This window comes from Streptosporangium sp. CA-115845 (assembly GCF_050943795.1).
Lineage (GTDB): Bacteria > Actinomycetota > Actinomycetes > Streptosporangiales > Streptosporangiaceae > Streptosporangium.
The window spans coordinates 7,989,395-8,010,712 of record NZ_CP191988.1 but is presented as its reverse complement, the minus strand read 5'-3'; the positions used below and the strand labels follow the sequence as shown (position 1 = coordinate 8,010,712).

At 71.7% G+C, this 21,318-nt stretch carries 15 protein-coding genes; 1 reads left to right on the top strand and 14 read right to left on the bottom strand.

What is annotated here, in order from left to right; all coding sequences use genetic code 11:
• Window positions 1-20: 20 nt before the first annotated feature.
• From ACQP0P_RS38330 to ACQP0P_RS38310, 5 genes are read right to left on the bottom strand one after another with little or no spacing between them, the layout of a single operon-like run.
• Window positions 21-2,900, bottom strand: coding sequence for an NHLP bacteriocin export ABC transporter permease/ATPase subunit (locus ACQP0P_RS38330; protein ID WP_433365167.1), 2,880 nt, complete (start codon window positions 2,898-2,900; stop codon window positions 21-23).
• Entirely contained in the window at window positions 2,897-5,140 is a 2,244-nt protein-coding gene (locus ACQP0P_RS38325; protein WP_433365164.1) for an NHLP family bacteriocin export ABC transporter peptidase/permease/ATPase subunit, read from the bottom strand. The genes ACQP0P_RS38330 and ACQP0P_RS38325 overlap by 4 nt, the downstream gene beginning before the upstream one ends.
• 15 nt (window positions 5,141-5,155) lie before the next feature.
• Window positions 5,156-5,968, bottom strand: coding sequence for an HlyD family efflux transporter periplasmic adaptor subunit (locus ACQP0P_RS38320; protein WP_433365161.1), 813 nt, complete (start codon window positions 5,966-5,968; stop codon window positions 5,156-5,158).
• 6 nt (window positions 5,969-5,974) lie between these two features.
• Entirely contained in the window at window positions 5,975-7,336 is a 1,362-nt protein-coding gene (locus tag ACQP0P_RS38315) for a SagB family peptide dehydrogenase (protein ID WP_433365158.1), read from the bottom strand.
• Between the two features lie 15 nt (window positions 7,337-7,351).
• The gene (locus ACQP0P_RS38310) at window positions 7,352-9,601 is read right to left on the bottom strand and encodes a TOMM precursor leader peptide-binding protein (protein WP_433365155.1); all 2,250 of its coding nucleotides are present in this window, start codon (window positions 9,599-9,601) and stop codon (window positions 7,352-7,354) included.
• Between the two features lie 252 nt (window positions 9,602-9,853).
• Between ACQP0P_RS38310 and ACQP0P_RS38305 the strand changes: the two genes are divergently transcribed.
• Window positions 9,854-12,292, top strand: coding sequence for an ATP-binding protein (locus ACQP0P_RS38305; protein ID WP_433365152.1), 2,439 nt, complete (start codon window positions 9,854-9,856; stop codon window positions 12,290-12,292).
• 22 nt (window positions 12,293-12,314) lie between these two features.
• On the opposite strand, the gene ACQP0P_RS38300 is transcribed toward ACQP0P_RS38305, so the two are convergent.
• The 9 genes from ACQP0P_RS38300 to ACQP0P_RS38260 all read right to left on the bottom strand — a co-directional run bounded on the left by ACQP0P_RS38300 (window position 12,315) and on the right by ACQP0P_RS38260 (window position 21,301).
• Entirely contained in the window at window positions 12,315-13,715 is a 1,401-nt protein-coding gene (locus ACQP0P_RS38300; protein ID WP_433365149.1) for an NAD(P)/FAD-dependent oxidoreductase, read from the bottom strand.
• Window positions 13,716-13,806: 91 nt separating this feature from the next.
• Entirely contained in the window at window positions 13,807-14,532 is a 726-nt protein-coding gene (locus tag ACQP0P_RS38295) for a VOC family protein (RefSeq protein ID WP_433365146.1), read from the bottom strand.
• Window positions 14,466-15,314 carry a hypothetical protein gene (locus ACQP0P_RS38290; RefSeq protein ID WP_433365143.1) on the bottom strand — a complete coding sequence of 283 codons (849 nt, stop codon included), beginning with the start codon at window positions 15,312-15,314 and terminating at the stop codon, window positions 14,466-14,468. The genes ACQP0P_RS38295 and ACQP0P_RS38290 overlap by 67 nt, the downstream gene beginning before the upstream one ends.
• A gap of 75 nt (window positions 15,315-15,389) precedes the next feature.
• Window positions 15,390-16,184 carry an alpha/beta fold hydrolase gene (locus tag ACQP0P_RS38285; RefSeq protein ID WP_433365140.1) on the bottom strand — a complete coding sequence of 265 codons (795 nt, stop codon included), beginning with the start codon at window positions 16,182-16,184 and terminating at the stop codon, window positions 15,390-15,392.
• Window positions 16,181-17,086 (bottom strand): Rieske 2Fe-2S domain-containing protein, encoded by a 906-nt coding sequence (locus ACQP0P_RS38280; protein ID WP_433365137.1) that lies wholly within the window; start codon window positions 17,084-17,086, stop codon window positions 16,181-16,183. The genes ACQP0P_RS38285 and ACQP0P_RS38280 overlap by 4 nt, the downstream gene beginning before the upstream one ends.
• Window positions 17,086-18,288: a flavin monoamine oxidase family protein gene (locus ACQP0P_RS38275; RefSeq protein WP_433365134.1), complete on the bottom strand. Its 1,203-nt coding sequence runs from the start codon at window positions 18,286-18,288 to the stop codon at window positions 17,086-17,088. Before ACQP0P_RS38275 ends, ACQP0P_RS38280 begins: the two co-directional genes overlap by 1 nt.
• The gene (locus ACQP0P_RS38270; protein ID WP_433365131.1) at window positions 18,278-19,468 is read right to left on the bottom strand and encodes a cytochrome P450; all 1,191 of its coding nucleotides are present in this window, start codon (window positions 19,466-19,468) and stop codon (window positions 18,278-18,280) included. Before ACQP0P_RS38270 ends, ACQP0P_RS38275 begins: the two co-directional genes overlap by 11 nt.
• Window positions 19,469-19,499: 31 nt before the next feature.
• The gene (locus ACQP0P_RS38265; RefSeq protein WP_433365128.1) at window positions 19,500-20,351 is read right to left on the bottom strand and encodes an ABC transporter permease; all 852 of its coding nucleotides are present in this window, start codon (window positions 20,349-20,351) and stop codon (window positions 19,500-19,502) included.
• Window positions 20,348-21,301: an ABC transporter ATP-binding protein gene (locus ACQP0P_RS38260; protein ID WP_433365125.1), complete on the bottom strand. Its 954-nt coding sequence runs from the start codon at window positions 21,299-21,301 to the stop codon at window positions 20,348-20,350. Before ACQP0P_RS38260 ends, ACQP0P_RS38265 begins: the two co-directional genes overlap by 4 nt.
• Window positions 21,302-21,318: the final 17 nt, after the last annotated feature.

Genomic DNA, 21,318 nt, shown 5'->3' with positions numbered 1-21,318 from the left:
CGGCCGAGATCACGGCGCACTCAGGAGAGCTGACGGGTGGCCAGCTGGGCGAACAGGCCGTCCTGCATGGCCAGTAGTTCGTCGTAGGTGCCCTGCTGGACGATCCGCCCCTCGTCCACGACCACGATGCGGTCGGCGGCCACCACCGTGGAGAGCCGGTGGGCGATCACCACCCGGGTGGCGTTGAGCCGGCGGGTGCTCTCGGCGACCCGGCTCTGGGAGGGATTGTCCAGCGCGCTGGTGGCCTCGTCAAAGAAGACGATGCGGGGCCGGGCGACCAGCGCCCGAGCGATCATGAGACGCTGCCGCTGGCCGCCCGACAACGTGCTGGTGCCCTCGGAGAGCACGGTGTGCATGCCCATCGGCATGGCCCTGATGTCGTCGGCGAGCCCGGCCATCTCGGCCGCCGCCCAGGCGTCGTCCACCGTGTGGACGCCGCTGCCGACGATGTTGGCCTGGATGCTGCCCGCCTGCAGCGCGCCGTTCTGCAGCACCACCCCGCACTGGCGGCGGACGGCGGAGACGTCGAGTTCGGCGAGGTCCTGGCCGTCGTAGAGCACGGTGCCCGACAGCGGAATCTCGAAGCCGAGCAGCAGCCGCAGCACCGTGGACTTGCCGCTGCCCGAGGGGCCGACCAGGGCCACGAACTCGCCGGGCTCGATCGACAGGGCGACCCCGTCCAGGGTCAGCGGACCGTCCTGGCCGTAGCGGAACGACACCTGGCTGAGCGCGAGCCGTCCGGACAGGTCGCCGGGGTCGGCCTTGGTGCCGTCGGTCTCCGGCCGGGCCTCCAGGATCGGCTTGATGTTCTCCATCATCGGCACGACGCCCATCGCGGTGACGGCGGCGGCGGTGAACTGGAGGCTGGAGGCCAGCAGCAGGCTGAGCGCGGTGAAGAACGGCAGGAAGGTGGCGACCGAGATCTGGCCCGCCATCGGTCCCGCCACCACCGCGAACACGACCCCGGTGCAGACCAGCGGGAATCCGGCGTTGAACGTGGTCACCGCGTTCTGGATGCGACGGGCCGAGGCGGTCAGCGAGCGACCCCTGGTGACCTCGCGCGTCCACTCGGCGAACGCCCGTTCCTCGGCGGCGGCGGCCCGCAGCTTCGGCATCGCGGTGAGCATCTGGAAGACCCGGGCCGACATGGTCCGCTCGTGCTCGTAGGACTGCCGCTGCCAGCGGAGCTGCATCCGCCCCGCGACGATGGCGAACCCGAGCCCGAACAGCATGAGCCCGGTGGCGACCAGGGCCAGGCGCACATCGTAGAAGTAGACCAGGACCAGGTTGGCCGATCCGGTGAGCAGCCCCAGCGTGGCCGTGGTCAGCATCCCGGAGAGCATCTCCTGCGCCGAGCTGATGCCCAGCACCGTGGTGCCCAGCTCACCGGTGGAGTAGCGAGCGAAGAACCCGGCGGGCAGGGAGAGCAGCCGGGTCCACAGGCCCGACTGCAGGGCCGAGGTGGTGCGGCTCTCGACCCGCAGCACCGCGATGTTCTGCACCACCGACAGGGCCGCGATCACGAACCCGGAACCGATCACCACCAGGGAGCCCTGCACGATGAGGTCGAGTTCGGCCCGGACCGTGAACACGCCGAGCACCTTGCCCGTCATGATCGGGACGAGCAGTCCGAGCAGCGCGACCAGCACCCCCATGGTGGCGAACCGCAGCAGGTCACGGTAGTTGCCGCTGTCGAGGAGCCCCAGGCGCAGCAGCGCGCCGACGGTCTTGATCGAGGCGGGCAGCGGCCGGTACAGCACGTGCGCCCGGTTCTCCAGGTTGCGGGCGACGGCCGCGGTGACCGGGGTGAGCACGCCGTCGTCCACCATGACGTAGCCGCGGCCCATGGTCAGCAGCGCCACCGGGCGGCCCGCGGAGTTGCTGCCCACCATGGGGCCCAGGTCCTGCGTCCACCACGGGCCGTCCAGCCGTACGAGCCGGGTCCTGACGCCGGAGGCCAGCGCTATCGCCTGCAGGTCGCCCACCGGGCGGTCCTGGCTGCCGCGCCGCACCGGCGGCCGGACCTCGAACCCCTGGTGCGCCGCCACCAGCCGGGCCGCGGCCAGCGCGGGCGGATCGTTGGCCACGTCGGCCAGTTTCACCTGGACCTCGGTGTCCCGCAGCACGGCGTCGAAGCTCCGTACGGCCTGCGTCAGCACGGTGCTCTCGCGTTCCCGCAGGCCGGTCAGGGCGGTGCGCTCCTCCTCGCGTCGCCGTTCGATGCGTTCGTCGACGGTGTCGAGCAGCCGGACGGCGTGGGCGGCGAGGAACTCGCAGAGCAGGCCCTCGTCGAAGACCGAGTGCAGCGAGCGGGTCCGCAGCCGGGTCCTGGTGCGAGCGACGAGCCAGTCCCTTTCGGTCAGGCAGACGTCGCTGCCCGCGCCGAGCACCAGATCGTTGCCGCCGACCTCCACGTCACCCGCCTCGACGCGCACGCAGCGCACGCCGTCGACCGATCGCACGGCACGGCCCGCGTCCAGCTCGGCCGTCCCGCTGACGGGCAGCGGGACGAACTGGCGGGGCGGCAGGGGCGCGGGCAGCGCCCGGGCCAGCAGTTCGATGCCGCGGCCGAGCCCCTTGACCAGCCAGGCGGCGGCCTCGGCGGGCAGGTCGTGCAGCACCGCGACCGGGACGTCGGCGAGCACGGCGCCGGGCACCGGGCGGGCCACGACCACGTGGCGCGGCCCCGACCGCACCCCGCAGGCCAGCACCGTGCCCGCCTCGGCCCGGCCCAGGAAGTTCCAGCGGCCGTCCAGCTCGCCGTCGGCGGTCCGGACCGCGAACAGGTCCACCAGGCCCGACTCGACCAGCAGCATCCGCCCGGGGTTGTCGAGGATCGTGAACCGCTCGGTGCCGAGGTCCAGCGGGATGGCGATCCCGGCGAGAGCAGCGGGGCTCACAGTCCTCCTCCGGTGTTGAACAGCCGGGTGTAGATGCCGTCGGCGGCGAGCAGCTCCTCGTGGATGCCGCGCTCGGCGACCTCGCCATGGTCCAGGACGATGATCTCGTCGGCGTCGCGGATGGTGGACAGCCGGTGGGCCATCAGCAGGCAGGCGCAGCCGCGGCGGCGCAGGTTGTCCATGATGACGTGCTCCGTCTCCGGGTCCAGGGCGCTGGTGGCCTCGTCGAGGATCAGCAGGGTCGGCTCGGCGGCCAGGGCGCGGGCCAGTTCGAGCCGCTGCCGCTGGCCACCGCTGAAGTTGCGGCCGTCCTCGCGGACGAACGAGTTGATCCCGCCGGGACGGGCCAGCACGGCGTCGTAGACGGCGGCGTCGCGGAGCGCGTCGAGTACCACCTCGTCGGGGACCGCCTCGTCCCACAGGGTCAGGTTGTCGCGTACGGTCCCGGCGAACAGCACGATGTCCTGGTCGACGTAGGCCATCGAGCCGGCGAGCACGGTGCGCGGGATCTCGTCCAGCGGGTGGCCGTCGAGCAGGATCTGGCCGGCGCGTGGTTCGTACAGGCCGGTCAGCAGGCGGCCCAGGGTGGATTTGCCGCTGCCGGAACCGCCCACGATCGCGACCCGGCTGCCCGGTGTCATGCTCAGCGAGAGGTTCTTGATGACCGGATCGCTCAGCGGGCCGTACCCGAAGGTGACCTCCCGCAACTCCAGGCGGCCCTCCAGGCGGGTGCCGAGTTCCGTCTCGCCGCCGGCGCGCTCGAAGCAGCGGGCGATCGGGTGCCGCTCCACGTCGTGGATGCGCTTGGCGTCGGCGCTGAGGTCCTGCAGGCGGCCGCCGAGGTTGGTGAGCTGGGTGACCGGCCTGCTCAGCGCGGCCAGCAGGGTCTGGAAGGAGATCAGGATGCCGATGCTGAGCACGCCCTCCACCACCCGCAGCCCGCCGATCAGCAGCATCAGGCCGGTGTTCACCGTGGCCAGCAGGGGCGGGACGACGACCAGCACCGCGGTGGGCACGCCGAGCCGCTGCTGCGCGGAGACGACCTTGGCCAGGAAACCCGCCCAGCGGGTGAAGGCGTCGGGCTCCGCGCCGGTGGCCTTGACCGTCTCGATCATGCTGAGCGTGGCGAAGGTGGTGCCGGTGAGGTTGCCACGGTCGGTGCGGAGTGCGGTGACCGCGTCCTTGCGGGCCCGGGCGACCCAGCGCAGCACCAGGATGTTCAGCGCCGCCATGCCGACGCCGATGACGCCGAGCAGCACGTCGTAGCGGACCAGCAGGGCGGCGTAGAACGTCACCAGGACCATGTTGATCACTGTCAGCGCGAGGTCGCGGGAGAGGATCTCGGCCACCGTGTCGTTGGTGGAGATCCGCTTGGCGACCTCGGCCGGTCGGCGTTGCAGGAAGAACTCGATGGGCAGCCGGAGCAGGTGACGGAAGAAGCGGGCGGAGCCGACCAGCCCGACCCTGATCTCCAGCCGCAGCAGGTAGTACTGCTGCACCGAGGTCAGCACGAAGATGGCCGCCGCGGTGAACACCATGACGATCAGCAGCGGTGGCAGGATGTCAGGGGAGTTGCCGCTCAGCACCCGGTCGATGAACACCCGGTAGTAGGCGGGGCCGGCGATGCCGGGCAGCAGCAGCAGCGCGCTGGCCAGCAGCACCAGCGGCAGGGCGCGTCCGGACGGCAGCCGCCACTGGAGCAGCGCCTTGCTGAGCTTGGCGCGTTCGCCCCCCGGCGTGAAATCGGGGCCGGGTTCGAAGGTCAGCATGATCCCGGTGAAGCCGGAGTCGAACTCCGACCACTCCATCAGCCGCGGACCCGACGACGGGTCGTTGACCGCGACCATGGTGCGGCCGAACCGGGTCACCAGTCCCTCGACCACGATGAAGTGCTGGAACGCCCAGAAAATGATCACCGGCCCGCTCTGGTCGCGGAGCAGCTCGGCCTCGACCTGGAACCCCTTGGCGATCATTCCGTAGGAGCGGGCCGCCGCGAGCATCGAGGATGCCTTGGACCCGTCCCTGGACACCCCGCACCGGCCCCGCAGCTCCTCAAGCGGCACGTGCTTGCCGTAGTGGCCCAGGACCATCGCCAGCGCGGCCGCACCGCACTCGACCGACTCCATCTGGATCACGGTCGGCACCCGGTGGCGGCTCTTCCTGCGGGGGCGCGGGGGGCGTGGCTGCTTCCTGGGTGCGGGCCTGGCGGATTCCGCGGGGTTCAATGTCGTGTTCGTCATCGGTGCCTCCTCCGCTCAGCGCCCGAGTACCAGGTCGAACGGCGTCTGCTCGCCCAGATGGATGGAGGCCGACACGGTCACCTGGGAGTCGAGCTGCACGGGCGGTCCCTGCGCGGTCGACCAGGTGTATCCCGAATGCGAGCTCCGGTCGGGGATCAGGTCCACGATGATCATCAGGGGGGCCTGGACCGCGGCGTATCTCCTGGCGGCCAGCTCGCCGCCCACCAGCCCGGCCAGCGCCTCACCGGTCAGGGGGTAGCGGCTGACCGAGGTGACCCGGCCGCGCAGCAGTCCGAAGGCCGCGGCGGGCGCGGTGGACACCTCCAGGTCGACCGGGCGGCCGGGGGCGATCCACGCCGCCCGGTCGGCGGGTACGAACACCATGGCGACCAGGCGGTCGTCGGGCAGGTCGGTCCGCTCGACCGTGGCGACCGTGGTGCCGACGGCGACCACCTGGCCGTCGCTGACCGTGATGCCGACCACCTGGCCGGTGAACGGGCTGGCCACCTCCTGGGTCTTGCCGTCGGCGTCCTGCAGCTCGGCGACGGACTGGCCGACGATCACCCGGTCGCCCGGCCGGACCAGCACGCGGCGGGCCAGCCCCGAGTAGTGACTCTGGATGCGGGCCGTACCGCCCGGGTGGGTGAGGACACCCGGGGCGGCGACCGAGATGCGCAACTCGCCGACGAACGCCCAGACCAGCCCGCCCGTCATCACGATCATCACGACGAAGACCGCGATCCAGCCCCGGGGGGTGGCCAGCAGGGTGGGGGAGTCCAGCTCGTCGGGTTCGCGCATCCGTTGCAGCGCCTGATAGCGGAACCTCATCGCGGTCTACTCCTCCGTCCGGGGCCGGGAGCCGAGTACGAGTTCCCCGACCGTGCCCTCAAGCAGCGGGTCGCGTCCCGAGGCGGTGGCGAAGGCCGCGGCGTCCCCGCCGCCCAGGCCGCACACGGCCAGGTCCATCGCGGTGGCCACCAGGTAGAGGGTCTGGTAGAGCACGCCCACGTGTTTGAGGACCAGCGGGTAGGCGACGGTCTCGTACTTCCACATCACCCGGCCGAACCGGGCCGCCACCAGCAGCACCACCTGTGGATCCGCCTCCAGCATGGCGGCGCCCCGAGCCTGGCCGACCAGCGCCTCGGTGGCCTTGCCCGGCTCGGCGACGAGCTCCAGCTCGTGCCGGTCGGTCGCGTAGTGCCACAGGCCGGGCGCCAGTCCCTCGCACGCCGTCACCAGCGGGTAGACCTCCAGCTCGTGTACGGCACCGCCGCTCGGATACGGCCGGTCGGCCAGTTCCTGGCCGTCGCCGCCGGTCATGGTGCCCCGCCTGCGCAGGCTCCGGTAGAGCAGCTCGCCGAGCTGGGCGAGGGTGATCGGCCTCTCCTGGCCGTGGGCGCGGATCGAGCGGCGCCGTTCGAGCACCTCGGTGAGCGACGGATCCCCGGCCGCGATCTTTTTCAGGTCGGGCACCGGCAGCGCGACGGTCCGGGTACCGGCGGGCGGCGGGGAGACCGGTTCCGGTGCGAAGCGGTCCTTGATGGGATAGGTCCCGCCGTATCCGCCGACCGAGGCGGGGAAGCGGGTACGGGAGTGGAAGGCCAGGTCGGCGGGGTGCCACTGGGCGTAGGGGCGCTCGGCCACCTCCACGTCCTCATCGGGACCGCCCGGCGCCAGCAGGCCGGCCGTGGCCAGCAGCCGCAGCACCGGGGCGGGCACGGAGGTGCTCCAGGTCGCCAGCTCGCCGAGCAGCCCGGCGGCCTGCGGCATCAGCTCGACGGCCAGGTGACGGCCGGGGGTCTGCAGGGTCAGCGTGCCGTTCACCACCCGCGCCTCGGCGAAGCGCGACAGCCGTACCGGGCCCGCGGGAGCCGCCGCCGGCAGCGTCGGGCCCCGGCCGACGGAGAAGAGCCTGGCCACCACGGTGCCGTCCACCGCCGCGGCGTGTTCGAGCAGCCCGGAGGTGTTCAGCCCGCGGAACAGCAGGTGCCAGCGGAGCAGTCCCGCCTCGCCGTCCGCCGTGGTCACCGCGCCTGCCAGGGCGGCGTCATCGTGGTCGCCCTCGGCCAGCAGCTTCAGGGCCGCGCCCTGTCCCGGTGACAGGTTCCTCAGTTCGAGAGCCGTGCTGGTCAGTTGGATGCGCTCACCGGAGAACGACGCGTCCCGGCGCAGCCGGGAGACGATGATGGGGTTCATGGGGGGACCGTTCGCTTAGAAGAACACGTTCCAGGAGTTGATCTCGTCCTGGGGGGTCGGCCGGTCGAGCCAGCCGAGCCGTACCGGTGCGTCGTAGAGGCGGCCGGGTGCCAGGCGGCGCCAGAAGTGCCGCAGGCCGGGCGCCATCACCTTGACGACGTTCAGGTCCAGGTCGGGACGGGTCTGGTCGAGGACGATCACTTCGGATCCCGCCGCCTCGATCGAGTCCACGCATCGGCGCACGCACACGGCCAGGTCGGTGGGGGCAGGCGGGCCGACGGTGACCGGCGCGAGGTCCTCCGCCGGCAGCAGCCAGGGCTCCCCCTCCAGCCTGGCCTCCTTGCACCAGGCCAGCATCTCCGGGTCGTCCACCCGGTAGAGCGTGTTGCCCTGCTCGTCACGCCGTTCCACGGTCGGCAGGAACTGGTTGAGCTCGGTGAGCGCGCGGAACGCCGCGATGCGCGGATCGGGGTGGCAGCCGAAGCCGACCATGATGTCCTCCACCTCGTGGCGACGCCGGGAGACCGCGGCGTACACCGGGATGCCCACGTCGGTGGTGAGGTCGAGCATCCACAGGTCACGGTCCATGGCCCCGTAGAAGTCCCGCAGCTCGCCCACGTAGGGGTCGTTCAGCGAGTCGAGGTCGAAGGCGGGGCGGCGCAGCCGGTTGTACCACCACAGCGCCACGGAGTCGCGCTCGACCAGCTCGCAGATGCCCTGCAGGATGGCCTCCTCCAGGGTGTTGCCCGCCGCGCTGCCGTTGGAGTCGGCGATGCAGAAGAAGTGGCGGTAGAGGTCGGGGTGGCCGTACCAGGCGTAGGCGGCGGGGACCAGCCGTTCCTCGTCGCGGGTCAGCGACCAGGCCCGGGACCAGTCGAACGGCACGTTCTCCTCGAACGGGTCGGGCACCTGCTGCAGCCGGTGCGCCGGGTCGGCGTTCCACTCCTTGCGCCCGGCCCGCTGCTCGTCGGAGAAGAGCAGCAACCGGTCGGGGTGCACCGTGGTCGCCGGATCCAGGTCGGCGTAGGCGGCCTGGACGACCACCTCGTCCCCCCGCCAGACCCCCGAGTACCGTTCGATCGCCTCGCAGACCGCGCTGACCTTCGCCTGGATCTCCGAGCGCCCCTTGCCGCCGCTCTGCCCGCGCAGGTTGCGGCGGAGCAGGTCCATGCTGTCGTTGACCATGGCGAAGTTGTGGCCGGCGGCGTAGCTGTAGGTCAGGCCGCTGGGGTCGGCACCGATCGAGACCAGCTTGGTGATCGCGCCCAGGTGCGGGCTGATGTGCCGCTCCAGCCGCGCGAACGTCTCCTGTGGCCGGTCGACCCGGTAACCGCCGTCGGTGACGTGGTTGGCCTGCCGCGGGGCGAGCACGATCTTGGGGTTGCCGTCGGACGGCGTGCCGCACGAGGGACACTGCGGCTGGCGGATCAGGATGTGCCTGCTGGTCTCCATGGTCGCCAGGTCGAGGGCGACCAGCTGACCGCAGAGCGCACCCGGCTCGCCGGTCGCCACGATCCTGGCGACCTCGGCCGCCAGCATCCCGGCCAGCGCCAGCGGTCCGGCCGCGATCTGCGCGCGCACCGGGTGGAACGGCGTCCGCTCTCCCCGCTTCCCCGCCAGGTAGCGCTCCAGCTGGCGGTTGCCGCTGAGCCGTTGCGCCAGGCACGACCAGCAGCCCGTGTGGTCGGGATCGAGGAAGGGGCCGAGCCACGGGCTGACGCCGCCCGGTTTGGCCAGCAGCCAGGGGAGCCCGGATGCCAGCTGCGAGGCGTTGCGGCGCTCCAGGGCCGGGTCGAGGTAGTCGTCCACGAGCACGACCGAGACCCCCTCGGCGGGCACCTCGTCGATCGCGCCGGTGAGCACCTTCAGCCCCAGCTCGGTCAGCGCGGCCAGGACCGGTGTGGCGTCCACCCCCTCGGCGGCCGCGACGGTGACCGGCGTGCCCTTCGTGACGGCCGCCGGATCGATGCCCAGCGCGTCCCAGTAGGCCAGCACCTTCTCCGGCAGGTCCGGCCTGCCCTCCGCGAGGTGCCCCGCCGCCTCGTAGCGGCGCAGCGTGGTCAGCACCGTGGTGAATGGAACGCTCCCGGACAGCTCCTGGACGATCTCACTCACACTCCTGCGGCCGTCGAGGTAGGGGAGCACCGCCACGGCGGCCTTCCCCGGCACCAGGAAGTCCTTCCCCTCGGCGAACAGGAAGACCCGGGATCCGTCCACGACCTCGACATGGAAATGGGCCTTTAGTCGTGGACTCTCCATCAGCATCCGCCTTTTTATAACAAGCTCTCGACAACCCTCTTCAGTGCGGATTTAAACACGGGGGGACCCGGATGGTGAATGCGCAAAAAATCGTACGCATCGCGCGGCCGATACTTAGGGCGCCGACGTATTCGCCTCGGTATCACCGCGCCGGACGCCCGGGATCGGCGCCCGTGGCCCACTCCTGAACCGGTATCGCCGAGAAAGACGGGCACCGAACCCGTTGAGATCCGTATCGGGAGAATGGGACGATGAGGCATGGCACCGCTTCTTCACAGAGACAGAGAACTGGCTGTCTTCCGAGAGGCTCTCGACGAACTACGGGCCGGCCGCCCTACCGTCGCGGCGATCCTGGGCGGAAACGGAATGGGCAAGAGTTCCCTGCTCGGCGCCATGACTGAAATGCTTCCCCCGCGCAGTCTGGTGCTGCGGGCACGCTGTCATCCGAGCGAGAGCCATTTCGCCTACGGTATGGTCCGCCAGCTCTTCGACCCGGTGATGTCCGCCGGCGAGCGGCCCCGCGGGCAGTTCGACCGCGCCGCCGACGACGACGGCGCCGCCACCCAGGACCTGCTGATCAGCCTGTTCCACATGACCCGCGACCTGGTCGCGGAGCAGCCGGTGGTCATCGCGATCGACGACCTGTCCTTCGCCGACACGCCGTCGCTGCGATGGTTCTCCTACATCGCGCGCCGCCTGGACGACCTGCCGGTGATGATGATCGCCACGCTGCCCGGCAGCCCCCCGGCCGGTCTTGGCGCGGATCTGGCCAAGCTGCCGTACGCGCGGTTCGTCCAGCTCAGACCGTTCTGCGCCACCTGCACGGCCGACTTCGTCGCCGAGGCGCTGGGTGCGCCGCCCGATGTGGAGCTGGCCGCGCTCTGTCACACGCTCTCGCAGGGGAACCCGCTGGTGCTGCGCCAGCTGACCAGCCGGATGCGGCAGGCCAGGATCAGTCCGGGCGAGCCCGACCCCGACCAGGTGCTGGAGATCGGCACGGCGGCCCTGTCCACCACCGTGCTCGAATGGCTGCACGACCACGACCCGGTGGCCTACGAACTGCTCACCCAGCTCGCCGTCATGGGACCGGACACCGACGTCACCGTGGCGGCGATCCTGCTGAGTCAGGGCGAGCCGCAGATCCGGCAGGCCCGCCGGGCCCTCGCTCAGGCGGGTCTCATCACGGCGGGGCCGCCCGTGCGGTTCCACAACCCCCTGATCCGCACGGCCGTACTGTCGCGCATCGACAACCAGACCCGGATCGGCCTGCACGAACGCGGGGCCGCGCTGCTGGCCAGGCTGGGCGCGCCGGCCGCCCAGACCGCCGAGCACCTGATGCTCACCGATTCCGACTGGGGCGTTCCGGTGCTGCGCAGGGCGGCCACCGAAGCGGTCGCGGCCCGCGAGTACGACGACGCGACCCGTTACCTGCGCCGCGCGCTGGCCTGCTCCGACGATCCGGCCACCATTCACGAGCTGACCCTGCAGCTCGGCACGGTCGAGCTCCGTCACGACCTGGACGCCTGCGTCCGGCACGCGGAGACACTGGTCAGCACCGCGCCCGACCCCGCCAGGCGGGCCAGGTCGCTGCTGAACCTGGCCAGCCCCGCGCTGGTCGCCAGCACGGTGGGGGTCCGGCCGTTCGTCACCGTGGCCCACGAGCTGGCGGCCATGGCGGACCCGCCGAGGGAGCCGCTGCTCCGGCTGACCGCGCAGGGCGTGCTGTCCGGGTACCGCGCCGGGTTGCGCAGGTCGGTGCGGATGGCCTCCTCGGGCGTGCCGGACTCGGCCGCGAAGGAGCTCGCCGGCGCGCTGGCGGCGATGGTCGCGGCGAGCGGGCGATACCCGGGCACCGCCAGGCGGCTGGCGACGCGGGCCACCCGGGAACGCTCCCGCCGGGATCGGCCCGCGGGAACCGGGCTGGTGGGCGCCGCGCTGGCGTTCGGCTGGACGGGGCACCCGGAGGAGGCGCTGGCCGTGTGCGGCAGGATCCTGCAGGACGCCCGCACCTGGGACCAGCCGGATCTGCACACGCTCGGGCTGCTCCTGCGGGCCGATATCGGTCACCGGCGGGGCGACTCGGCCGACAGCCTGCGGGACGCGCTCGACGCGCGGGAGGGGGCCGAGCGGATCGGCGCGCGGGTGCTGACCACGGCGGCGCGCGCCTGTGGCGCGCGTGCCCTGATCCGGATGGGCCGCGCGCAGGACGCCGCGGAGCTGGTACGTGAGATGACGATACCCGCGGACGCCCATCCGCTGATCAAGAGCCTGATCCTGGAGGTTCAGGGACTGATCGCGGCGGCGGCGGGCGACCACGTCACCGCGCTGAGCCTGTTCCTCGACTGCGGGCACCGGCTCTCCGCCCGGGGCATCACCAACCCCGCCTGCCTGCCCTGGCGCGCGCACGCCGCCAAGGCGTACAACGCGCTGGGCGAGCACACCGCGGCCCGTACGATCGCCGCCGAACCGTCGGCGAGCCCGGAGCACGCGCCGGACGCGCCGCCGCCGCAGGCCCAGATCCTGCTCACCCCCGCCGAGCAGCGGGTCGTCGAGCTGGTACGGCAGGGCATGAGCAGCATGGAGGTCGCCGAGCGGCTCTGCCTGAGCAAGCGCACCATCGACACTCACCTGGGCCGCATCTACCGCAAGCTCGGTATCCGAGGGCGGCACCAGCTGGCCGCCGCCCTCGGACTGTGACCGGCCCCTGATCGGCCGCTGATCAGTGCGGTGACACCGGCTCGGTGGACCGTCCGATGCCCAGCCTCGGCTCGGTGACCAGGTACAGCCTGGCGGTCGTGCTCCCGGCGCCGGTGGTGTTCTCGTGGTTCTGGCCCGCAGTCAGCTCGCCGGCCAGCACCATCGCGTCCAGCGGGGCCGCACCGCCGACGCGGGTGGCGTCGTCCAGGTCGGTCAGGCCCGCGGTGATCGAGGCGAAGGCGCCGTCGGGGGGTGCCTGGCCGCCGCCGGCGCGCTTCCTCATCAGCTCCGGATACTGGCCTCTGGCCAGGCGCTGCGCCAGCCAGAAGTAGCTGTTCCTGCCCCGGTACTGCTCGTAGAAGCCGGCGACCATGGAGAACATCCGGCCGTAGGCGTTGCGGTAGTGGGACTCGTAGAATCCCAGCGCCTCGCGCTCGGTGACCTCCCCCGCGTGTGCGGACAGGACGGTCGCGGCCGCCAGCATGCCGCTGTACATGGCCAGGTGCACGCCGGTGGAGAGCAGCGGGTCCAGGAAGCAGGCGGAGTCGCCCGCCAGGAAGTAGCCGGGGCCGCAGAAGCTGTCGGCCGAGTAGGAGAAGTCCTGCTCGACGCGGACCTCGCCCTGGAAGTCGCCGCTCGCCACCAGTTCCGCCACCGTCTCCGACTCCGCGACCAGGGTCAGGAACATCTCCTCCAGCGAGGAGAAAGCGGACCTGCGGGCCAGGAACTGGTCCTTGTGGGTGACGAAGCCCACGCTGTAGACGTCGCCGCTGAGCGGGATGACCCAGTACCAGCCGTTGGGGGAGGAGATCACGTTGATGCCGCCCCTGGGAGTGCTGGGCAGCAGGGCGCCGCCCCGGTAGTAGGCCCAGATGGCGACGTTGCGGAAGACGTCGTGCGGCCGCCGGTCGCGGAAGTGCTGTGCGGAGAGCACGCCGGCGCGGCCGGAGGCGTCCACCACGAAGTCGGCCGCGGTCTCCTTGCGGTGCCCCTCGTGTACCCATTCCACGCCCACGGCGCGGCCGTCGTCGAAGCCGACCTTCTTCACGCGGGCCCCGTGGACCACCTCCACGCCCTGCTCGGCGGCGTGCTTGAGCAGGACGTCGTCGAAGTCTGCGCGGTCCACCTGCCAGGATCGAACGTGGTCGCCGAAGAGGTCCGGCCAGTTGATCGTCCAGTCGCGCTCCGCGCCCCAGCGGAGCAGCAGGCCCTCCTTGACCTGGTAGCCGCGGGCCTCGACCTTCTCCCGGGCTCCGACGAGGTCGATGATGGCCCGGCAGGAAGAGGAGATCGACTCGCCGATGTGGTACCGGGGGAAGAAGTCCCGTTCCAGCAGGCGCACCCGGGCGCCGGCCCGGGCCAGCAGCGCCGAGGAGATCGCTCCCGCCGGGCCCCCGCCTATAACCACCACGTCAGGCGCCATGGAACACCCCTCCCGCAGGAAAACCGCTAACCGTTGAATCCTCGCAAAGCGGGGTTAATATTGTTAATACGTATTTATACGCATTTATGGATTAATTCAGGTTGGTGAGGCCGAAGACCGCGCCCAGCGGGTCGGCGAGCAGGCCGCTTTCCAGCGGGCGGGCCCCGGCCGCCAGGGCCGCCGCGACGGCAGCGTCACCGGCGCCGTCACCGGCAGCGTCACCGGCACTGGCACCGGCACTGGCACCGTCGCCGTCACCGGCACCGTCGCCGGCGCCGGCGCCGAAGAACGGCACCCAGCCGGTCCTGGCGGAGGGGCGGATCACCAAGGGCGCGTCGCCGTACAGGCTCCGGTAGAACTCCGTCGCCGCCTCCTGGCGGGAGGTGTGCAGCTCGCAGGCGCACAGGGCGCCGGGCTCGTCCACCAGGACCACGCCCTCGTCCCTGCCGCCCTCCCAGAAGCCGACCGCCGCACCTGAGGGGTCGACCGCCAGGCAGAGGCGGCCGTTCTCGCCCGCGGGCACCGGGCCCATCACGATCCGGCCGCCCAGGCGCCCGACCTCCGCCCGAGTGCGGCCGAGGTCCTTGGCAGCCAGGTAGACGTTCCAGGACGAGCCGAAGGCTGGGCCCATCGGGCTGGGACCGAGGCCGCCGATGATCTCTCCGCGCAATGTGATCAGGTGGTAGCCACGACTGTTCTCCCTGGTGAACTCCCAGCCGAAGAGGTCACCGTAGAACTGTTTCGCGCCGGTCAGGTCGACAGTGATGTGATCAACCCAGCACGGTGTTCCCGGGCCGTACGCGGTCCGCCGGGGCATGGGGGCTCCTTTTTGATCCTGTCGTCGATGAGCGCCGCGGCCTCCTCCGCGCCGCCGAACTCCGGCATGAGCAGCCGGTAGCGGGGCGCGTCGGCCAGTTCGGTGGCGGCCGGCGGCCAGATGTGCGGCTGGAACGACCAGGGCTCAAGCCTGCAGCGGTCGTCGTCTCCCTGGCAGAGCCTGACCAGCGTGGGCGGGGCGAGCCTGGCGGTGATCGGGACGGGCGGGCCCAGCCGCTCGGGGCGGAGCAGAACGGACTCCCCGGCCAGTGCGGGATGAGCCTGCCGCCAGGTCGCCGGGTCCGGCTCCTGGCCGATCAGCCCGCCGCTCCTCGCCGACTCCAGGGCGCTGCCGCGCAGGTCCAGCGGGATGTGGAAGGGGCGCGTGTGCCCGGTGGTCCGGTCGACCACGAGGAGTTGCCCCGACACCGGCCGCCAGGACCGGCCGGCCAGTGCGGCCGCCACGCCGGCGCCGGGCGAGCAGGCACTGCCGATCAGCGCGACCGTCACGTCGTCCTTGGCCATGACGACGGCACGCATCACCAGGTAGAGGTGGTCGAGTACGGCGAACGGAGGAAGCGGTGGCGGCATGGTGCTCCATCCTCGGAACACGCGACGCTGCAGCAACATCCCGTCGGGACGCTGGATCAGCAGTTCTCCCTCCGCGGCCTTACTGGTGAGAAGCTTCACGACCAGTTGTGGTTCGCCGGTCTCCACCAGATGGGGGCCGAACAGGAACGCCAGGTCGGTGGGGTCGAGTTTGGTCAGCACCATGATGGTCATACCGAAGAAACTCAATAACAGGGGCAACTATCCCCCCCTTACGGTTGTCCTAATCCAAGCATTTCTACAATCAGGTCAAGCAATGTCTACTCTCTCAGATAACGCCAGTCCCGCAAATACCGCTTTAGCCGACATCTCCGGACGTTCAAGTAGGGGGAGGTGTCCGGAGTTATGAATCGTATGAACGTCGCATTGTGCCACCATCTTTCCTAGCGTTTTGGCATTGTCCACGAAGACAGGCATGTCCGAATCTCCGATGATCACCGTGGTCCTGGCCCTGATCCGGGTCAGATCCTCGGCCGAGTGCCGATATGCGGTGAGCCCCGCCATCGCCCCGCTGTCCAGCTCGGCCCAGGAGTGAGCGCCGATCACCTCCCGTAGCCGGGCACGCAGTTCCGGATGGGCCTCGGTGCCGCGGAAGATGTCCGGCGGGGAGCTCATCCACAGCTCGGCCATCTGCTCCCGCGCGCCGCCCGCCCTGCGCAACATCATGAGCTCCAGGTAACGCCGCCTGGCCGCGGGGTCGGGTGGCGCACCGCCGAGCGTCGGCGCCGCGAGCACCAGGTGCCGCACCACCTCGGGCGCCTCCAGGGCCATCTGCAGCGCGACGCAGGAACCGAAGGAGAGCCCCACGACCCGGTCCGCCCGCTCGGCCGAGGCGATCTCGGCCAGCCGTACCGCCAGGGCGGGCAGCGTCACACCGGGCCGCAGCGGCTCGGAGCCGCCGTGACCGGGGAGATCCACGCCGATGTGCCGCCAGCCGGGCAGCAGCCTCCACAGCGGTTCCCACAGGGTGAGGTCCATGGTGTAGCCGTGCACCCACAGCACCGCCGGACCCGTCCCCGACTCGACCACGCGCAGCCCGTTCACGCCGGCTCCCGAAAGCCCGCGCAGAACCTCCGGTAGGCCACCACGGCCGCGTCCCCGCCGTCGAAGCGGGGCACCACCTGCGGATTCAACCGCTCCCAGACCACCGCGTCCTCGGCCAGCGCCCGCTCGCTGCCGCTGATGAGCAGTGGCAGCTCGCCCTGCTGCTCGGGGCGGACGCCGATCGCCACCCGCGCCACGCACCCGCCGCTCTCCCGGGGCACGGCGGCGGTGACGATGACCTGCTCCCACCCCGGCGGCCCGAACCGGGTGACGACCACCCCGGGACTGTAGGCGCAGGCCAGGAAGCGCGCCCGGGTGACCGAGGGACCGGAGGTGCTCCCCGGCTTGGCCCCCATGACGAACTCGCCCTCGATGACCAGCTCGCCCTCGTCCCCGTCCCGATGCGCCATCCCGCGGAGCCGCGGCACCTTGTGCACCTCGGTGAAGTGGTCGATGTCGAAGGCGTTCTCCACGATCATCACCGGATCGACGTCCACCGGCCTGACCACGGCCGCGGTGAGCGGGTGGGTCCCGCCCAGCTCCTTGATCGCCCGGGTGAGTCCCCGGTCGTCGTCAGGGGTGTCCGCGAGCCGTACGAACACGGCCTCGCCGGAGACGATCACCTGGTGCTCGCGTACCGACCACCGCCTGGTGGTGTCGCCCAGCGCGATCCGGCGGCCGTGGAACGGGCAGACCAGGCAGTCACCCGAGAGCCGTCCCCCGTAGCCGAGGTGCGCGCCCCGATGCGGGCAGTCGGCGTCGAAGACCCGGATCCCCGTCTCGTCCCGCACGGCCACCAGCCGCCGGGTTCCGATCTCCAGGGGGGTCACCTCGGCTGTCAGCTCGGAGGTGAAGGCCGGTAGATACCAGCCGGAATGCGGTGTCCCCAACTGCGCCGTCATCAGCCCATCGCCTCCAGGAGCCGGTCGGCGGCGAGCACCCCGCTGGCGATCGCCCCCTGAACCCACGGCAGCCGCGTTCCCGAGACCGTGGCCTCGCCCGCGAAGAAGAGTGTGTCGGCGACCGGCTCGGCCCAGCGCGCGGGAGCCCGCTCGGCGCCGAGCAGCGGCGCGCTGAACGCGCCCCGGCTCCACGGGTCGGCCCCCCAGTCGGCGATCCGGGTGCCCAGCACCCGGGCCCCCGCCGCCCAGGGCAGCGCCACCGTGAGCATGGCCGACAGATCGGGGCCGGTGGCGGCCCGCACGCAGGCGGCCGCCGCGTCCTTGGCCACGATCAACGCCTCGGGGCGCCCCTCGCGGCAGCTCACGAAGCCGCTGACCCCGTCGGCGTCGAACACCGACGCGGTCTCCGGCGCGGGCACCGACAGGGTCGCGACCACGCAGCAGCCGTCACCCGCCGCCAGGTCCCGGGCGGCCTCGATCTTGTGCTCGGGCAGATCCTTGATGGTGAGCGTGCCGTGGGTCACCACGGCGGGCGGCACGGTCACCACCACCCGCTCGGCCTCCACCGTCCCGGCCTGTGTCAGCGCGGCGACCCGTCCCGGCGACCAGCCGAGCACCTGGACCGGGCGTCCGGTGTGCACCTCCAGCCCCGCCGCCAGCCGTCGCGGCAGCAGGTCGAACCCGCCGGACACGACGTACTCGCCCCGCCCGGTGTCGTCCCCCCGCTGGGCCGCGGCCACCCCGGCGGCGCTGAGCCGCTCCGGGTCCGCGGCCCAGATCTGCCGGAACCACTCGCTCGCCACCGGGTGAGGCCCGCCGACGTCGCCGAGCCAGTCGTGCACCGACCCGCCGGCCTCGGCGCCCTCCGCGTTCAGCCTGGCCTCCAGCGACCAGGGCGGATGTGGCGTGCGGGCCAGCGCCCCCATGGGACGGCCCACCCGCCCGCTGATCACCCGGGCCGCGGTCGGCCGCGGCGCCGTCCCGGTCTGCGCGAGCCCGTGGACGGGGTTGCGGTCACCGTGGACGACCTGCGCGCCCAGCTCCAGCGGGGGTCCGCCGTCCGCGGGACGGAAGGTCAGTATCCGCCCGCCGATCCGTGACCTGGCCTCAAGGACCACGGCGCGCACCCCGGCCCTGGCCAGGCGGTCGGCACAGGTCAGCCCGCTGACGCCGGCGCCGATCACGAGGACCTCAGCACGCATCCCCGCCTCCCAGCCGCACCGGGAGGGCGCGCAGCCGCCGGGGGATCAGCGTGGCGGCCCAGACCGGCTCCGGATCGGCCAGCGACGCGGCGGGGAACCGCTCGGCCAGCCGGGCCAGCAGCACCGCCCCGGTCTGCCGGACGAGCTGCGCCGCCAGGCAGAAGTGCGGCCCTCCGCCAAAGGCCAGGTGCGGGTTGGGCGTCCGGTCGAGCACCAGTTCCCCGGCCCTTTCGAAAACGGCCGGATCCCGGTTGGCGGCGGCCACGATCGCCAGCACCCTGGCCCCCTGGGGCACCTGCCCCCCGGGCAGCGCCACGTTCCGGACCGCGACCCTGGCCGTGAACGGAATGGGTGCCTCCAGCCGCAGCAACTCGTCCATCGCGATGCGCGCCGGCTCCCGGCCGCCCTCGCGCAGTACGGTCAGCGCCTCGGGCCGGGGCAGCAGCCAGTACAGCGCGTTGCCGATCGCCTCGGCCAGCGGCTGCCACCCGCCCACCACGGCCAGCCCGAGCACCCCCAGCATCTCCCGTCTGCTCAGCCGGTCGTCGGCGGCCAGCCGGGCCAGCGGGCTGGGCGGCGCGGCCGCGCAGTGCGCGTCCAGGAACCGGGTCAGCTCTCCCATGGCCGACCTGCCCAGCGCCGCCACCTGCGGCCCGGCCAGCGGATCCAGATTGATCGAGGCCGCCTGGGCGAGCTGCGCGAAGACCCCCCGGTCGCTCTCCGCCAGCCCGAACAGCCGCAGGAAGACCGAGGTGGCCAGCGGGCTGCCGATCTCCGCGACCGCGTCGGCCACGGTCCGCTCCGTCAGCCGGTCGAGAAGCCCGTCCACGTCGGCGGCGATCGCCTCGGACACCGACGCGATCGCCGCGGGTCCGAGCAGCAGCAGCCCCGGCGCGCGCAACCGGGTGTGATCGGGCGGGTCCGTGGTGAGCATCGACGGCGGCAACTCCTCGTCGCGCGCCCGCCCCTGCTGCCCGGCACTCGCCGAGAAACCCTGGTCACGCAGTACGGCGGCGCAGGCGGCGTGCCCGGTCACCAGCCAGAGCCGCGACGCCGCGTCGTAGTGGACCGGAGCGCGGGCGCGCAGCCAGTCGTAGGCCGGATAGGGATCGGCCCGTCCCGCGGGGGAGAAGGGGTGAGCCAGGTGGGCAGGGAACCGGATCTGGGTGCCTACCGTCACGCGTCAGTCTCCCTTGCGATCGCTTACCTGATCAGCGCACACGCGCGCTGCGCCAGCCGAACGTCAGCGCGGTCAGCAGCAGGCCGCCGACCGCCCACAGTCCGAGGACCAGCGCGATGCGGCCGAGTTCCCACCCGCCCGCCGGTTCCACGACGGTGAAGCCGTCCGGCAGGAACACCGAACGGAACCCCTGCGCCATCCACTTCACCGGGAAGAGCGCGGCCGTGTTCTGCATCCACTCGGGAAGCTGGTGAAAGGGGTAGAAGACCCCGGAGATGAACTGCAGCACCATGAACACCGGCGTCACGATCGCCGCGGCGGACCGGCTGTTCGGGATGGCCGCGCTGTAGGCGATCCCGGCCAGCGCGCAGGTGACGGTACCCAGCGTCAGCACCCAGGCGAGGGTGAACCAGCGGTGCGCGGTGCTCGGCCAGGGCAACCCGAACGCGGTCACCGCGATGCCGAGCAGCAGCACCGTCTCCACCACGGTGGTCACCACGACCTTGACCAGCTTGCCGATGAAGTAGGCGGGCTTGGGCATCGGCGTCATGGCCAGCCTGCTGATGAGGCCGGTGTCCCGCTCGATGGCGATGTTGATGGCCAGCCCGGAGAAGGCGGTGCTCATCACACCGGCGGCCACGATGCCCGCCATGAAGACCTGCCGGAAATCGGTCTGGGTGCCCTCCACCTTGCCGGTGAAGATCGCGCCGAACACCACGAGCAGGATCACCGGAAAGAAAAGGGTGAAGACCAGGGACTGCCTGTTGCGGAAGAACGACTTCAGCTCGACCGACGACCGGGCGGCACTGGCCCGCCACAGCCCGGGCAGCAACCCCTCCCCGAGTTTCCGGCCGGGGGCGCGAACGGAATCGGTGACGCTCACTTGTTCTCCTCCGGCTGTTGTCGATGCCGGTCGATGAGGTTGAGGTAGATCTCTTCCAGGGTGGGACGGTGCACGATCAGTTCGGGCAGCTCGGCCTCGGCCCAGGACGCCAGCAGGCTCACCAGCCGGGTCGGCTCCGAGGTCAGCACGGTGACCAGGTCGCCCGCGCCCGTCGGTCCCGGTTCGAGCACCGCTCCACGGGGCAGCTCGGGGAGTTCCCGGTCGGCCAGCGACTCGGAGCGCCGGAACGACACGGCGGCCGAGGTCGTCGCACGCCCACCCAGCTCGCCCGGTGGTCCGCAGGCCACCAGCCGGCCGCCCGCGATCACACCGACCCGCGCGGCCAGCGTCTCGGCCTCGTCCAGGTAGTGGGTGGTGAGCACCGTGGTGCGGCCGCGCGCGGCGAAGAACCGCACCAGGTCCCACGCCTCGCGGCGGGCGACCGGATCGAGCCCGGTGGTGGGCTCGTCCAGAAAGATCAACTCGGGGTCGCCGATCACGCCGACCGCCACATCCAGACGGCGCTGCTGGCCGCCGGAGAGTTGCGTGGTCTTCTTCTTCTCGTACGGTCCCAGACCGACCATGTCGAGCACCTGCGTGGGCGGCAGCGGCCTGGGGTACATGGCGGCGAACTGCCTGACCACCTCACCCACGGTGAGATCGGGGTAGGCGCCGGTGGACTGGCCGACCACCCCGATACGCGCCCGCCATTCCCGTGGGTCCCTGGCCGGATCCTGGCCGAGGACCTCCACGTCTCCACCGCTCCGCCGCCGTACTCCCGTCAGTATTTCGACGGTCGTGGTCTTTCCCGCGCCGTTCGGCCCGAGCAGGGCGAACACCTCGCCGCGGTGTACCCGCAGGCTCAGATCGGTGAGCACCAGGTGCTCTCCATAACGCTTGTTCAGGCCGGTGACGGCGACCGGGTCGTTTTCCGCGGCGGCGGAAACCATCGACTTACTCCTCCGAT

Bases quoted from the DNA above. Each gene is read 5' to 3' on its own strand.
- ACQP0P_RS38325 (WP_433365164.1), bottom strand. From the start codon at position 5,140: ATGACGAACACGACATTGAACCCCGCGGAATCCGCCAGGCCCGCACCC.
- ACQP0P_RS38320 (WP_433365161.1), bottom strand. From the start codon at position 5,968: ATGAGGTTCCGCTATCAGGCGCTGCAACGGATGCGCGAACCCGACGAG.
- ACQP0P_RS38315 (WP_433365158.1), bottom strand. From the start codon at position 7,336: ATGAACCCCATCATCGTCTCCCGGCTGCGCCGGGACGCGTCGTTCTCC.
- ACQP0P_RS38310 (WP_433365155.1), bottom strand. From the start codon at position 9,601: ATGCTGATGGAGAGTCCACGACTAAAGGCCCATTTCCATGTCGAGGTC.
- ACQP0P_RS38305 (WP_433365152.1), top strand. From the start codon at position 9,854: ATGGCACCGCTTCTTCACAGAGACAGAGAACTGGCTGTCTTCCGAGAG.
- ACQP0P_RS38300 (WP_433365149.1), bottom strand. From the start codon at position 13,715: ATGGCGCCTGACGTGGTGGTTATAGGCGGGGGCCCGGCGGGAGCGATC.
- ACQP0P_RS38295 (WP_433365146.1), bottom strand. From the start codon at position 14,532: ATGCCCCGGCGGACCGCGTACGGCCCGGGAACACCGTGCTGGGTTGAT.
- ACQP0P_RS38290 (WP_433365143.1), bottom strand. From the start codon at position 15,314: ATGACCATCATGGTGCTGACCAAACTCGACCCCACCGACCTGGCGTTC.
- ACQP0P_RS38280 (WP_433365137.1), bottom strand. From the start codon at position 17,086: ATGACGGCGCAGTTGGGGACACCGCATTCCGGCTGGTATCTACCGGCC.
- ACQP0P_RS38275 (WP_433365134.1), bottom strand. From the start codon at position 18,288: ATGCGTGCTGAGGTCCTCGTGATCGGCGCCGGCGTCAGCGGGCTGACC.
- ACQP0P_RS38260 (WP_433365125.1), bottom strand. From the start codon at position 21,301: ATGGTTTCCGCCGCCGCGGAAAACGACCCGGTCGCCGTCACCGGCCTG.